At 65.2% G+C, this 15,245-nt stretch carries 7 protein-coding genes; 5 read left to right on the top strand and 2 right to left on the bottom strand.

The genetic code is table 11. From position 1 onward, the window contains the following. Window positions 1-469 precede the first annotated feature (469 nt). Window positions 470-3,265, top strand: a complete 2,796-nt coding sequence (locus Rhe02_RS47835) for an ATP-binding protein (RefSeq protein WP_239124547.1) — start codon at window positions 470-472, stop codon at window positions 3,263-3,265. Between the two features lie 294 nt (window positions 3,266-3,559). On the opposite strand, the gene Rhe02_RS47840 is transcribed toward Rhe02_RS47835, so the two are convergent. Together Rhe02_RS47840 and Rhe02_RS47845 are read right to left on the bottom strand one after the other, a co-directional pair. Continuing rightward, window positions 3,560-4,048: a hypothetical protein gene (locus tag Rhe02_RS47840; RefSeq protein WP_203915248.1), complete on the bottom strand. Its 489-nt coding sequence runs from the start codon at window positions 4,046-4,048 to the stop codon at window positions 3,560-3,562. Window positions 4,049-4,450: 402 nt separating this feature from the next. Next, complete coding sequence (locus Rhe02_RS47845; RefSeq protein ID WP_203915249.1) at window positions 4,451-8,434, bottom strand: NACHT and WD repeat domain-containing protein; 3,984 nt, start codon at window positions 8,432-8,434, stop codon at window positions 4,451-4,453. A 139-nt stretch (window positions 8,435-8,573) separates the two neighbouring features. On the opposite strand from Rhe02_RS47845, the gene Rhe02_RS47850 reads away from it, so the two are divergent. The 4 genes from Rhe02_RS47850 to Rhe02_RS47865 form a co-directional block, all read left to right on the top strand. Further along, window positions 8,574-8,921 (top strand): hypothetical protein, encoded by a 348-nt coding sequence (locus tag Rhe02_RS47850; protein WP_203915250.1) that lies wholly within the window; start codon window positions 8,574-8,576, stop codon window positions 8,919-8,921. A 1,088-nt stretch (window positions 8,922-10,009) separates the two neighbouring features. Continuing rightward, on the top strand, window positions 10,010-11,371 hold the full coding sequence (locus Rhe02_RS47855) for a hypothetical protein (RefSeq protein WP_203915251.1): 1,362 nt from the start codon (window positions 10,010-10,012) through the stop codon (window positions 11,369-11,371). Window positions 11,372-11,880: 509 nt separating this feature from the next. Next, entirely contained in the window at window positions 11,881-12,213 is a 333-nt protein-coding gene (locus tag Rhe02_RS47860; RefSeq protein ID WP_203915252.1) for a hypothetical protein, read from the top strand. Continuing rightward, the coding region (locus Rhe02_RS47865; protein WP_203915253.1) for a tetratricopeptide repeat protein at window positions 12,210-15,245 on the top strand (3,036 nt) is incomplete at its 3' end. The genes Rhe02_RS47860 and Rhe02_RS47865, both read left to right, overlap by 4 nt.

The raw sequence follows: 15,245 nt of genomic DNA on the forward strand, positions 1-15,245 counted from the left end.
CGATGATGGCAAGCGCTCGCCTTATGCGGAAACCGGCTCTCGTGCGTCGACCCACCGGAGTTCCTTCCACGTGGTTTCGGAGCGTCGTGCCGATAACACGGACACTTCGTCGAGTCAATGACATGCCATAACGGTGCCGGCAGCGGGAGCCATACGGCATCGTGGTACCACCACTAGATTTCTGACTCGATTGGAGAAACGTGCCCCGACCCGCCGGTGCGACCTATCAGTCCTTCTTGGTGCCTCCGATGCGGAGTCGCCAGACCAGGAATGGCCAGCTGGTGAAGGCATGCCGCGCATTGCCAGCGCTGGCAGCGCCTCAGTGAAGGTGCTCGGCCTAGGCTAGCCAGAAGGCGGAGATACCAGGAAGGCCAGTGGCAAGCCTCGGCCAATCCGGGCAGATCATCTCGCGCCTAGTGGAAATGGCATAGTGGTAGGTGCCAAACATGCGTGGGCGGGCGGCAAGAAGATGCTGGTCGAGCGAGATCGTGAGTTGGAGACGGCGGATGGGCTACTGACGCAGGCCGTCGGCGGGCGGGGCAGCGTCTTGGTTGTGAATGGCGTGCCCGGCATCGGCAAAACGGCACTGCTGGCGGAGATCCGCTCCCGCGCGGTCGACGCCGGATTTCGCCAGTTGGTCGCGCTTGGCGGGGAACTTGAACAAGAAGTGCCTTTCGGCATGGTGCGGCAATTGCTTGAGCCGCTCCTGCGGGCCGCTGGCCCCGAGACTCGCGCCGATCTGTTGTCTGGCGCGGCCAATCTCGCCGCTGTGGTGTTTGGACAGGGAGCCGGTGGCGCGGACGAGGTAGGTCCCGGCGGTGTAGAGCACGGACTTTACTGGCTGTTCTGCAACCTGGCCCACCAGCCGCTATTACTCAGCGTCGACGACGCGCAGTGGGCGGACGAGGCGTCAGTACGCATCATCTCCTACCTGGCCCGCCGGCTCGGCGATGTTCCGGTCTTGCTGATCATCGCGAGCCGTTCGCGTCGTGGTGGTGATAATCCGATCGACCGAGCGTTGACCGGAGTACGTCCGACACTAATCGAGCTGTCCCCCCTCAGCGATGGGGCGATCGTCCGGCTGGTCCGCGCTGAGTTGGGGCCGGACGCCGACGAGGAGTTCTGCCGAGCCTGCGCGCGGGCCAGCGGCGGGAACCCGTTTCTGCTGACCGAGGCGCTGACAAGTCTGCGCGAGGGTGGAGTGCTCCCGCAAGCGCCACAGGCCCACCGAGTCGAGAACCTCAAGCTGGAAACCATCAGCCGAGCGGTGCTGGCCCGGCTAACCCGGCTTGGCCCGGATGCGGTCAAGTTGGCGCGCGCCGTGGGGGTATTAGGCCCGGCCGCCACGCCTCGGCGGGCGGCCAGGCTCGCAGGGTTGCCGATGTCTGCGTTGGCGCAGTTGGCGGAAGCACTGGCGACAGAGTCGATTCTGGCCCCGGGCCTGCCCATGAGGTTCATGCATCCGCTGGTCCGCACCGCCGTGTATACGGACTCCACTGACCTACTTCGCGCCGCCGAGCACAAACGGGCCGCGCTGATTATGCGCGAGGACGGTGCCCAGGACGAGGAACTAGCCACGCAGCTGCTGCTGGCAGAGCCTGAGGGGCACCAATGGGTGGCACAGGCGCTGCGTGGCGCCGCAACCGGTGCCATGGCTTGCAACGCACCAGAGCCAGCGGTGGTGTTCCTTCAGCGGGCGTTGGCCGAACCGGTCGCACCAGAACAGCGGCTAACGGTCCAAGCCGAGCTCGGCCGCGCTCTCGGTATGGCGAATCGGCCAGAAGAGGCAGCAGCCGTCCTACGGCAATCGATCGAGCTCGCCCCGACGGCAGAGGCTCGGGTGGAGCTATCAATGCAGCTGGGATGGCTGATGCTACACACAGGCCGCAGCCGGGCGGCGATCGAGGCATTGGATTTCGCGCGGCGGTCGGTCGGCGAAGGCGACACCGAGCTGCCACTACAGTTACAGGTAGCACTGGCTATGGTCGATATAGTCACTATTCAGCCGCCCTCCATCTGGACCGCACGACTTGACCCGCTGTTACCGTCTCTATCGGGGAAACGCGATGTCGAGCGTATGATCTTGTCGGTCGTGGCCTTTGGCGCGGCAGCGAGCGGCGACCGCCCCGCCCCCGAGGTTGCCCGGCTGGCCCGGCTCGCCGCGACGGGACTACTTACCGTGCGAGACAAATGGATTCTCATCAACATGGCCAGCGCAGCGCTGGCAGTCACCGACCACTTGCCCGAGTCACTGGAGCTCCTCGACCGTGGCGTCGATGCCGCAGGGCGGCTGGGCAACGCGGCTGAATTCCGTTATCTGGCGGTGCTGCGGTCGCACACTACGTTCTACGCTGGAAATCTTGTCGACGCCGAAGGCGATGGCAGAGCCGCACTAGAACTGCAGGAAGACACCCGCCCACAGGATCTGCCGCTCGCCGCGGCCGTACTTGTCGACGCATTGGTAGCCCGTGGCGCCATCGAAGAAGCCCAACGGGTGGTCACCGAAAACCACCTGGACGGTGACCAGTCGGTAAGCATGCTCATCGCACACTTTGTTCTGCTTGCTCGCGGCCGGCTGCGGCTAGCCCAAGGCCGGTTCGCCGAGGCACTATCCGACCTGCGGGCATGTGGCCGGGCGCTCACCCAGGGTGGGTATGGCAACCCGAACTTCGCCCATTGGCGCAGCGCGGCCGTACTGGCCCATCACGCACTCGGGCAGATCGGCCAAGCAGTCGAACTGGCGGCCGAAGACCTCGAGCTGTCCCAGCGATTCGGCGCCAAGAGTGCCGTGGCTAGGGCCCTGCGGGTGGCGGCGCTCGTCGCGCCAGGCCGAGACGGGCTGACCCGCTTAGAGGAGGCTGCGGCGCTACTTGATGGCTCGCCCGCAGTTATGGAGCGAGCCCACGCACTAATCGATCACGGCGCAGCGATGCGCCGGGCTGGCTACCGCGCTCAGGCCGTCGTACCCCTGCGGCAGGGCCTCGACCTGGCGGATAGATGCGCTGCCGTCCCGCTCGCTGCAAGGGCACAGGAGGAACTCACCGCGGCCGGAGCCCGGCCACGCCGGACCCGGCTCGCGGGCCGCGAAGCGCTGACCGCCAGCGAACTGCGAATCGCACGCCTCGCAGCCAGCGGCGCCACCAATCGGGAGATCGCGCAAAGGCTATTTCTCAGCATGCGCACCGTTGAGATCCACCTCACCAACACCTACCGCAAGCTAGGCATCGCCGGTCGGCAGCAGTTGGCGGCTGCTCTGACGGAGTAGCGGGCCGCCGCTAGCAGGTTGATCGGATACGCACGGCAGTCGGCCTTTACTAAGGCTGCGACCAGCAGCCGTGTGGCGTCTTGATCGCGGTCGGAACCGGCTGACGCTCGCCGGCATCGACGCCGGTCAGCAAGCCAATCCACTCGACATAACCCACCACCGACGCGAAGCGGCGACGGCACGCACCGTTGTCCGTCCAAGGTTCCTTTTGCGACGCGGGGGCGCTCGCTTCGCTCGCGATTATTCTCGGTGCGCGTTCCCTCCGCGACAAGGTGGCTACAGTCTGCGAAACCTTTAGGCCGCAGTGTCCGGGCACGCCTCGGCCCAGCCCAAGCCCTCCGGCCAGCCGCCGGGGATGGCGTTGTTGTATGTGAGCGAGAGCCTCGATCCATCCGGCGCCGCATCCAGCGAACCGTTCCAGCCGGTCGCGTCACGCAGCTGCTGAACGATCATCGATTCCCGGTCGCGGACCACGATGATCTTCTCCGCCTCCAGTACATCGGCCACCGCATCCGGCGGCGCGTCAAACGAAAGCCGGACGACCAGGTGCCATCCAGGGCCGGTCGCAGCGTTCGGATATCGCGGCGACGATCGATCCGGCGTGAGCTGACACGCGTCCTCGACGCGGTAGCCGATGCCAGCCTCACCAACCGGCTCCAGAAAGCCGTCCGTCAGCAGCTGCTCGACATCGCCGATGTCTCGTCTGTCAGGTCCGCCGCCGCACCCGCCGGCAAGTCCTACCGCCAACAACACCGCCGCAAACCGTGGCCACCCGCCTGCCATGTCCATCTCCCCACGGTCTTGACCTCGATCGCTTGCGGCAACTCTAGCGAAGGGCAGCCATATCCGCCTGCGGCCGGTCGACCGCCTGGACTGACGGGTGTAGATGCGACACATCCCACCGGCCCGTTCCCGCTCGTGGTCACCAATGCTCGATCATCCGAAGGGCTCAGCGGTGACCACGTCCTGATCGGATCCGCCAGTGGATCAGTCGATCTCGCATTTATGCGGACTATGCAATGTAGATCTCGGGGTCTCAGATCGGCGCCCTGTTCGTACGCCCGGCACCTCGTCTCAATACCGAAGGGTTATCGGTCGTCGCCGCTTCGCGTCGACAGATCTCTTCGTTGCGGTTGTTGACGTTGGTCGCGGAGGGGACGGCGGAGTCACGGTATAGCCCCGGTTTTATCCGCAGACAGACTCTCGCCGTTCGTCAGGCGCATATACCGACCACTCCTGCTCTGACATTTCACCGACCTGGCTGCATATTGCCTTCAGGGGATCTTGGTAGGTAGTCGGGTCCGATAGCCACACCTCGCCTCCGTTGTCGTCGCCGGTCGCGCTGGCTAGTACCTTGGAGCTCGGGCTGAACGCCACCACCTGAACCGCACGCGGGAAGCCGGTTATTGGCACGCCTACGGGGTGTCCAGTCGTCGGGTCCCACAGTCGCACCTGGCCCCCGTTGGCGTCGCCGCTGGCGCTGGCCAGTAGCTTGCCGTCTGGGCTGAACGCGACCGCATGCACCGAACCGGTGTGGCCGGTCAATGCACCGCCTACCGGGCCGTGTGTGGTCGAGTTCCACAGCCGCACCTCATGCTCGCTGGCGCTGGCCAGTACCTTGCCATTTGGGCTGAACGCGACCGCATGCACCGGACCAGTGTGACCGGTCAGTGCCCAGCCCACTGGTCGGTGCGTGGTCAGGTTCCACAGCCGCACCTCACGTTCACTGGCAGTGGCAAGCAACTTGCCATTTGGGCTGAACGCCATGTCGGTGACAGATCCCCTGTAGCCGATGAGCGGCGGGCCGACTGGGCGGCGTGTAGCCGGGTCCCACAGTCGCAGTTCGCTTTCGCTTGCGCAGGCTAGCAACTTGCCATCCGGGCTGAATGCCACTGCATGCACCGGACCAGTATCGTCCGCCAACGGCCCTCCGACCGAGAGCCCAGTCGCCTTGTCCCACAGCAGCACCTGGCCATCGGTAACGTTAGCGCTAGCGCTGGCTAGCAGCTTGCCGTCCGGGCTGAAAGCCAAATCGGTTACCGTGCCGGGGATATCGGTCACCGGTACGCTAGCTGGGTACCCGGTCGTCGTATCCCACAACCGCAGTTCGCCGCCGAGATTGGCGCTGGGGGTAGGAAAGTCGCCCGCGCTGGCTATCAGCGTACCGTCGGGGCTGAACGCCACGGCCTCTACCGAACCGGTGTGGCCGGTCAGCGGCGCCCCGACCAGGCGCCTAGTCCCCGGATCCCACAACCGCACCTCGCCACCTTGATCTGGAAAATCAGTACTGGCAAGGGCAACAGCTAGCAGCTTGCCGTCGGGGCTAAACGCCACATCTGTCACCGAACCGGTGTGGCCGGTCAGCGGGACACCGGTCGTGTGGCCGGTGGTCGGGTCCCGCAGCCGAACCTCGCTGCCGCTGGCGGTGACTAGCAATTTATTGTCCGGGCTAAACGCCACCGCCTGCGCCGAACTGGGGTCATCGGTCAGCTGCATGCCGACGGGGTGGCCCGTGGCCAGATCCCACAGCTGCATCTCGCCGCCCATCGAATCGCCGGGGCTAGCACTAGCGATAGCTAGCAGCTTGCTGTCTGGGCTGAATGCCCATGCGGTCACAAGGTCGGTGTAGCCGGCCAGTTGCACGCTAGCGGGGCGGCCGGTCGCAGGGTCCCACAGCCGCACCTCACCTCGGCTGATGGTGGCTAGTAGCTTGCCGTCCGGGCTGAACATCACCGCCTCCACCGAACCCATGTCATCGGCGGGCAGCGCTCCGATCGGCTGTCCGGTCGCCGGGTCCCACAGCCGCACCTCGCCACTCCCGCTGGCAAGGCTGTCTCCGCTGGCGACAGCCAGCAGCCTGCTGTCTGGGCTGAACGCAGCAGCATGCACCGAACCGGTACGGCCAGTCAGCGGCGCTCCGACCGGGCGCCCGACCGCCGGATCCCACAGCCGCACCTCGCCACTGACGCCGGCGAAGTCGTCTCCGCTGGTGACAGCCAGCAGCTTGCCATCCGGGCTGAACGCCACATCGGTCACCGAACCAGCGTGGCCGGTCAAGGGGATACCGAACGGGCGTCCCGTGGCCGGATCCCACAGCCGCACGTCGCTGGCGCTGGCGCTAGCTAGCACCTTGCCATCGGGGCTAAACGCCACTGCGCTAACTGAGCTGCTGTGAGGCAGCATGCTGCGGTAGTTGGTGAGCAGGGAGCCTGCCGCGTTGAGCGCCTCGTTGGTTCGGGCGACATGGAGTGCCGCCGCCGCGAGTCGAGCAGAAATTGACCGCTTGGCGCCCCGAGCGAGCTCACTCTGCGCGGCAAGTTGCCGAGACAACGCTAAACCGTGTTGCTGATCGGCTCTTTTGGCGCTTTCGATCGCGTATGCGGTGGCAGCTAGCGAAACGGCGAACGCCGTAAGCAGGGCGAAGATACTCGCCCAGAGGCGGCGGGTCCGGTTTTGCTGATGTCGGCGGCTTGCGCCCACGTACGACGCGACCTCGTGAGTCAGCGAACGCCGTTCAGACCAATCCAGCCCTTCAGCTAAATCAGTCCCGTGCAGCAAGTCGTCAGGATCATGGCGTACCTTCCAGCGGTTCAGCTGGGTTCGGGCACGATATAGCCATTCCTGAAATCGGTGATCGGCGCTGATCCAATTGCGCAGGGTGGCCCAGTTGTGAATGAGCGCGTCGTGAACCAACTCAGCGACCGGAGGGCTGTACTGGCCGCCTTCGCCGGGCACACCGGCATTGCGGGTGGAGACGATCCGGTTGGCGGCCAACACATCAAGGACATCATCGCGCGCATGGCCGTCAGCGCTATTGTCACCATCGGACCTTCCGGAGCCGGGCGCGGCGAGCTCATGCAGGGTGGCGATTGGCAACTGCTGCCGAACCGCGGGGATGCGTCGCTCTTCGTCAGCAGGGCGCACCAAGGCTGTCAAGATCCGCTGAGCGGTCTGTTGCTGTGCCGGGGTGAGCTCGTCGATGACGGCGTCGCACCACCTCGTCACCGCGCCCGCGACGGCGCCGATTCGCCGATACCCATCATGGGTCATGACGCTGCCCGTCCGACGCGTCCATAACAGCTGCAAGGTCAGCTCGAGTAGAGGAAGGACGGTAACGGGTGCCGTCCTGGTCGTGGTAGTGGTTCGGTCGACCGCCAGGACGTCGCCGATGATCCGCTCAGGCAGATTATCGTCAAAGCGCAACCCAGCCAGTGCGGCCGGCTTCACTATGATGTCCCGCAACTCCTGTTCACCGAGCGTTGCCGGGATGTTGACGAATCCAGGTTTCAGCAGTTCCAGTAGGCCCGCACCATGGGCGGCCAAACGTGGGTAAAAGTCATCTCGCATCACCAACATGATGGTGAGCTGGGGCTTACCGATGAGCGCTGCGAGCTGGTCAATGGCTGCAGACGGAGCGTCGTCCGTTGTAGACGGGGTCAGCAGCTCCTCGAATTGGTCTATAACCAGCAACAGCCGGGTGCCGGGCGGCTGGTCGTCCAAGCGATTCTCGATTGCCCACTTGAGTGATCCGTCGCCAGAATCTGGGACGATGGCGAGCCGGTCGCCGCGAATGTCGGCCAGCAGGTCTTGGCCGGGTCTGGTGACGACGGTTTGCCAACGATCGCTGCCAGAAATAGCGCCCAAGGCTAGAGCAGGCAGCACCCCGGCCCGCACCAGGGAGGACTTTCCAGCACCGGATGGTCCGAGCACAAGCAGAGCCCGAGAATGCGCGTCCAGGCCGGCCAACACGGCATCAACTGCGGCCTCTCGCCCATAGAACCAATCGGCATCCTCCGCGGTGAACATCTGCAGTCCGCGGTACGGGCATTCCTGAGTGCGGATCCGTCGAGGCGGCACAGCCACATGGTCCTGCAGCATCTGCGCGTGCCGTGCTCGCCAGAAGGCCAGGTCGGGATGGTTGTCACCCCTGTACAGCGCGCAAGCCCGCACGAACGTCTCGACGAACGCCCAAGGAGGCAAGCGCCTCCCGTTAAGGAGTTCGTTGATCGTGCTACGGCTGGACGGCTTTCCGATCTTGCGGAACAGCCTCTCTAAGTCACGCGTCGACGGGGTGCCGCTTGCAGCTTGTAGCCCTTGCAGTTGCTTGGCGAATGCCTTCATACCGGAGTCGTTGCTGGCAGGACCATCGCCCAGTTCTGATCCAGACACCACTTAACCGTATGCCGAAACTCGCCACGGCAGGGCAATGGACTAGCGACTGTCTGGAAGTCGTCCGAGATCCTGGCCAGACAGCCATACAGACAGCTGACCTGAGTTCACCAGCGAAAACGCAAACACTGGAGATCTCATGAACAACATCACCCCGCAACTCATACGGGCCGATCACACGATCCGGAACCTGGAAAATCAGCTGGAGGAGCTAGGCGTAAGACACCGGAACGCCACTGCCGGCATTTCGATACTGCACATGCTGGTGTCTAGGCGCACCCGGGCGCTATGGACCGGCTTCATCACCTTGGAGGTTAAGGCCGCGTACGAGATCGGGACTTCGGAGTGGGGAGACCATCACTGGTTGGCGAATGTAGGCCAAGCCATCGGGCTATTCATCGCCGCAGGCTACGTAGTGACCCCGAATATCCGCAAGCTGTTGCGGCTGGCCAGCGACGTTCCCGATGCCTTGGAACGGCAGGCCTGAGCCAACGTAATCGGCGATGAGCGCCTTGTCGCGCCAGACGATGCGCTCGTCGCCGAACGTCTAAGCGGAACTGGCCGCTGGGAGTCGAATAAAGGTCTGTTGTGGTACCTGGATTCGGTGCGAGTCGCCGGTGCCTCGCAATTCAGGCTAATTAGGACGCTCGCGTTGGCAGAACTGCCTCATGGCCTGATCCGTCGGCGCCCTTGAGCTCACACATCAGCCGGGCGCGAGCAAATCTTGACTGGCGCGGCGCTAGTAAGGGACCGCTGGATAGCTGGTGGTGGGCATTCATTCGTCGAAGTCGTCGGGCTGAGGCGCCGCCGTTGTCTCCCGGAAGCGCCGGGCGGCACTTTGTACGGCCACCGTTCCTTCTTGGACAAGACCGAAAGGCGCGCCGAGTAGATCAGGTCGGCGCGAAGCGGCGACGCCGTCCGAAACAGGTTCCTTTTGAGAGTGAGTCGGTCGCGCGGCTTGCTGCGCTCGCGATCGTTGTTCGGCGCGGAGTCCGGTTCCTGCCGCGAGTGTCGACCAAGGCCCTTGATCCGTTGGAGTGCACCAATCTTCGCTACCTTCTCACATGGATGGCAGATTAGTGCCCTGCCTCAACTCTTGGTCCTCACAGGTCCGATCGCAGCCGGCAAGAACACCGTTGCTGACCGGCACGCTGAACTTGCGACCGGACAGGGCCGTACGGTGGTCGTGGCTGATGTCGGTGATGTGGCGGCGATGGTGGCAGCTCCCGGTGCGGGCGAGGCCGCTTGTGGTTAGCCGTACATGAGGCACACGGTGCGCTGGTCGGGCAGTGGATGCGCACCCTGACCCTTGCCAGATACGGGTGCCGCCAGCATTTGATCCGGCCGCAGACGACTGGCGGGCTTGTTGGACCCACCCTCGGGCGGTGCGTGGCGGGCAGTCGAGGTGTTGGGCGATGGCTTGGGTGGAGGTGCGGCCGCAGAGGCGAATAGGTGGAAGGTGGCCAACCATATTCGTCGATTGCTTGACGGGCGTCGAGAAGATGTCTAGTTTCCGAATCTATCGACAGTCTCCACCGAGGCCGCTCGCCATACACCCCACAGAGGCAGCGCATCATGAGGACTATTAGACGGCTGCTCGCCGCGACGATCATCGCCTTCCTGGCCATGCTGGGGCTGGCGCCCACCACGGCGCAGGCCGCGCCGACAACCCGGTATGACGGGGTCCTGCCCAACGGCGCGACCTGGATCGCCGACGTGCCGGCGAACTGGAACGGCACGCTGCTGCTCTACAGCCACGGCTACAACCCCTTCCCGGACAACCCACCCCGCAACAGCCCTGACCCGGCCACGGCCGAGGCCCTGCTGGCCCGCGGTTACGCGCTGGCCGGCTCGTCGTACTCCCGCTCGGGGTGGGTCACCGACACCGCAGCCAGCGACGGGCTCGACACGCTGCGGGCGGTCACCGCGCTGATCGGCAAGCCACGCCGCGCCATCGCGCTCGGCACGTCGTTCGGCGGCATGATCACCGGACAGCTTGCCGAGCGTGGCCGGCAGCTCGATGGTGCGATCGCCACCTGCGGCCTGATGGGTGGCGGGATCGACCTGCACAATTACCAGCTGGACGGGTCGCACGCGGTCGCGCAACTACTGCTCGCGGGGCAGCAGGTGAAGCTCGTGCGCTTCACCGATACCGCCGAGGCGTTCGCCACTGCGGGCCAGATGGTGGCCGCGCTGGACCAGGCTCAGGCCAGCCCCGAAGGCCTCGCACGGACCGCCTTGATCACCGCTCTGTACCAGGAGCCGACGTGGGTTCCTGGACAGCCGAAGCCAGCACGCGGCGACATCGACGCTCAGGTGGCGGGCGAGTATCAGAACCTGCGTGCGATCCTGCCGTTCATCGTGGCGGGCCGCGCCGACATGGAGCGCAGCGCCGGCGGCAATCCCACGTGGAACAAGGGTGTCGACTATGGACGACAACTGGCCGAATCGGGGCGCTTGGCTCAGGTGGCGCAGCTGTACCACCGCGCCGGCATCGACCTGCGCGCGGACCTAGAGCTGCTCACGCGCACGGCCACCGTGACGGCTGACCTCGTGGCGTACCGCTGGATGCGCAACTCCGTCCTGACCGGACAGTTGGCCATGCCGGTCCTCACGCTGCATACGACTGACGACGGGCTCGTCCCAGTGCAGCACCAGCAGGAGTATGGCGAGGACGTGCACGACAGCCGCTCCGCCGAGCTGCTGCGGCAGGCGTACGCCGAGCACGCCGGGCACTGCGCCTTCACGACCGCCGAGCTGGTCGCGGCGGTGCTCACCATGGAAAAGCGCATCCAGACAGGCCGCTGGGACGCGCTGGCCGGACCGCACCGGATGCAAGCCCTCGCCGACTCCCTCGGGCTCGACTCGGCCGCCTTCGTCAGGTTCCGCGTGCCGGAGTTCCTCGGCGACCGTCCCACACCGCCGCGATTCAGCTAGGCCCGGACGCCGTCGTACGGACATTCGCATGTCTGATCGGGCCGGTGTAGACGTCGGCCGTGATCGCCCGCTGGGTCCACAAACAACCGGCTCCTGGGCGCGCCGGGCTCAGTCGGCGCGCGGGCCTCCTACGACCGGTGGCGCGCCAGGCGCTGCCGAACAACTGTTCAGGGTCACTAAGGACCAGGCTATGTCAACCCCTCAGGTAGGCGATGTCGCCTGCCAGATCCTGTGCGGAATACATCGACCGTGCATGCCGTCGTATTCGCGTCGCCGCTCATGTCCTGCTGGACACAAGGACTGGTTGGAGCCGTAATCGCGGCGGTTTGGGAGACCGTCGGCTGAGCGTTGGCGTGTACGGCGGCGGTGTTGGGTGGCTGAAGGTTCGCTTCGGATGGCTTGTGGTTGGTTGTCGGTGGTGGGTTCGGTGCTGGTGTCTGGCTGGTTGTCGAATGGATGACTGCTGATGGCCGGTGACAGTCGTCGGTGGACAGTCGACGATGGCTACCATGTCGCGTCTTGTGGTGGTGGTGGATCCGGCGGTGGGCGTGGGCCCGAAGGAGCTGGCCGGGTTGTGGCTGGCTGATGAGGAGGCGTCGGCTCTTGGTGTGGCCGGTGTGGAGGCGGGCCGGGACAGTTTCGTGCCGGGTCTGGTGGAGATGGTGGTCGTTCCGCTGGTGGTGAATGTGGCTAGTTCGCTGTTGTATGACTTGGTGCGCAGGCTGATCCGCAGGGGGGAACAGGAGTCGGGCGGGCAACGCACTGAGCTTGAGTTGGTGGAGCAGCGTACTGCGGCGGGGGATCGGATCATTGTGGTGCGGCTGGTGCAGGAGCGGCTGTGACGGTGGTCAGGATTCGCGAGACTGGCCTGTTGCCCGATGGCGGGTTAGCGGCGGTGGTGGGGTTCGGTGAGTCGGCTGAGTATGAGGTCACGGTCACGGATCCGGCTGATGACGCGGTGGAGCGGTTGCTGGGCTGGTATTTCCAGGAGCATCTGAGGTTCCCGTTCCTCGATCATGATCGTCGTGATGTGGCGGTGGCCCAGATCGAGCGGTATGGCCGGGAGTTGTTCGGGCAGGTGTTTGGCGGGGCGGGGCGCACCGATTTCGAGGTGTTGCGGCGCAGGCAGTTTGATGGCTGCCGGGTGGAGGTGACGGGGTCGGCGGCGTTTCATCGGCTGCATTGGGAGGCGTTACGCGACCCGGGGATGGTGGAGCCGTTGGCGGTGCGGGTGCCAGTGGTGCGGCGGGTGACCAGCCAGCCGGCAAAGTTTGACCTTTCCGGGGCGGGTTCGTCGTTGAATGTGCTGCTGGTGACGGCCCGCCCGGACGGCCCTAGCGATGTTGGCTATCGCACGATTTCACGTCCGCTGGTGGGGGCGTTGCGGCAAGGTGCGCTACGGGTGCAGGTCGATCTGGCCCGGCCTGGCACCTGGGCGGCATTGACGGCACGACTGCAGCAGGCCACCGATCTGTATGGCTCCGGGTTCTATCAGATCGTGCATTTCGATCTGCACGGCGCTTTCGTGGACTACGCCAGCCTTGTCACCGGCCGCGCGGAGAAAAGGTTGGCGTTCACTGATCGTGAGATCAAACCTTTTGCGGGTCGGCAGGGTTTCCTGTTCTTCGAAACCGTAGTGGACGGGTGTGCTCGGCCGGTGCCGGCGGCGACAGTGGCGGCGGTGATGGCGCAGCATCGGATTCCGATGGCGGTGCTCAACGCCTGCCAGTCGGCTATGCAGGACAGCACGAGCGAGGCGAGTCTGGCCCTGCAGTTGGTGTCCGCTGGAGTGCCGGTCGCGGTGGGTATGGCCTATTCGGTGACCGTGTCGGCGGCCGAGGCGGGCATGCCGGTCTTGTACGCCGGGCTTGCCGCTAACGCCGATCCGGTGGCCGCGGCGCAGGCGATGCGCCGGGCGCTTTTCGACGATGCCGGGCGGCGCGGGTTTTTCGACCAGAGCGTCGATTTGGAGGACTGGATGCTGCCGGTGGTGTTCCGGCAACAAGACCTGCGTTTCCAGCTGCGCGACCCCACTGGTGAGGAAGAGATCCGCCACGCCGAACGCCACACCGGATCCGGGCGCGAACCCCACGTCGAATACGGCGGCTTCTTGGGTCGTGATCTGGACATCCACACCATCGAAAAGCGGATCCTGGTTGCCGGCGGGCACAATCTGCTGCTGGTGCAGGGGATGGCCGGGGCCGGCAAGTCGACGCTGCTACAGCATGTGGGCTGGTGGTGGCAGCACACCGGCCTGACCGAACGCACGTTCACCTACAACTACGAACACCGCGCGTGGACCGCCGAGCAGATCCTGCGCGACATCGCCTCACGCCTGCTGGACAAACCCGCACAGGCCACTTTGGAGGCCAAACCCTATCTGGTGCAACTCGACCAGATCACCCGCCTACTGCGGTCACGAACATATTTGATCGTCATCGACAACGCCGAGTCCATCACCGCCAGCCCAGCGTCCATCCCGCACAGCCTGCCTGCCGCCGAACAAACAAGGCTGGCCGAACTGCTGGCTGCGTTACTGGGTGGCAGAACGCTGGTGCTGATCGGTTCCCGGGAACCAGAAGCGTGGCTGGCGCCAGGCACCTTCGACAGCAATGTCTACCAGCTGTCCGGCCTGGACCCGCAGGCCACCTCACAACTGACCGACCGAATCCTGCGCCACCACCACGCCCGCCACCACCTCGACGACCCCGCCCAACGTGAAGCGCTGACCAAGCTCAACACCCTGCTGGGCGGCTACCCGCTACCGATGACGGTCGTTCTTCCGGCCCTGGCCACCTCCACACCGGCGCAGATCCTGGCCGACCTACAGGGCGGCGGCGGGGACACAGCCGACCCGGTCGGGCTGATCGTCAAAGCCATCGAATACAGCCACGGCAAACTCGACCCCGCCACCCAACACGCCCTGCTCATGCTCGCCCCGTTCACCACCACCCTGCCCAACCGTGAACTGCTCGCCCTCTATGCGGGCTACCTGGCTGAACAACCCGCCCTCGAGCAGTCCGAACCTGTCGACCTCACCGCCGCAGTCGCCGAAATCGTCCGGGTCGGCCTGGCCGCACCGCATCCACAGCTCGACAGTATGACCCAGATACTTCCGGTGCTGCCCTACTTCCTGCGCACTCGACTGCAACCACAAACCGCACTCCTCCACGCCACCCAGCAAGCGCACTACCGCCTATACAACGCATACGCCGCAGCGATCCACCAGCTGTTACTCGACCACCAGCCACAACAGCGGGCATTAGGGCAAGCCATCGCCGCAGCCGAATACCCCAACCTGACCACAGCACTCGAAATCGCCCTCACCAGCAGGCAACCACTCACCTCGCTGATCCTCACACTGGACGAAGCCCTTGACCAGGCCAGCCAGCACACCACACGACGAGCACTCATCGAGCACGCTCTAGGCCTGCACCAGGGCGACACGAGCGACGCAAGGCAAGAGCGCGGGATTCTGCACAACCTCGCCGGGCACGCAGCGCTGACGTCATACCAGCTCGACGACGCCCACGCCCACTATGAGCACGCACTGGCCATCCATCTGGAACTAGATCGACGAGGCGACGCCGCCGTCACCTACCACCAGCTGGGCGCGGTGGCCGAAGAGCAGCGGCGGTTTGAGCAGGCGGCTGACTACTACCAGCAGTCGCTGGCCATCGACCTGGAGCTCGGTAACCGGCACGGCGCCGCCAACGCCTACCACCAGCTGGGCGTGGTGGCGCAGGAGCAGCGGCGGTTTGAGCAGGCGGTGGACAACTACCAGCAGTCGCTGGCCATCGAGCTGGAGTTCGGTGACCGGCACGGCGCCGGCATCTCCTACCACCAGCTGGGCGTGGTGGCGCAGCTACAGGGG

The organism is Rhizocola hellebori (genome assembly GCF_016862955.1).
GTDB classification, from domain to species: domain Bacteria; phylum Actinomycetota; class Actinomycetes; order Mycobacteriales; family Micromonosporaceae; genus Rhizocola; species Rhizocola hellebori.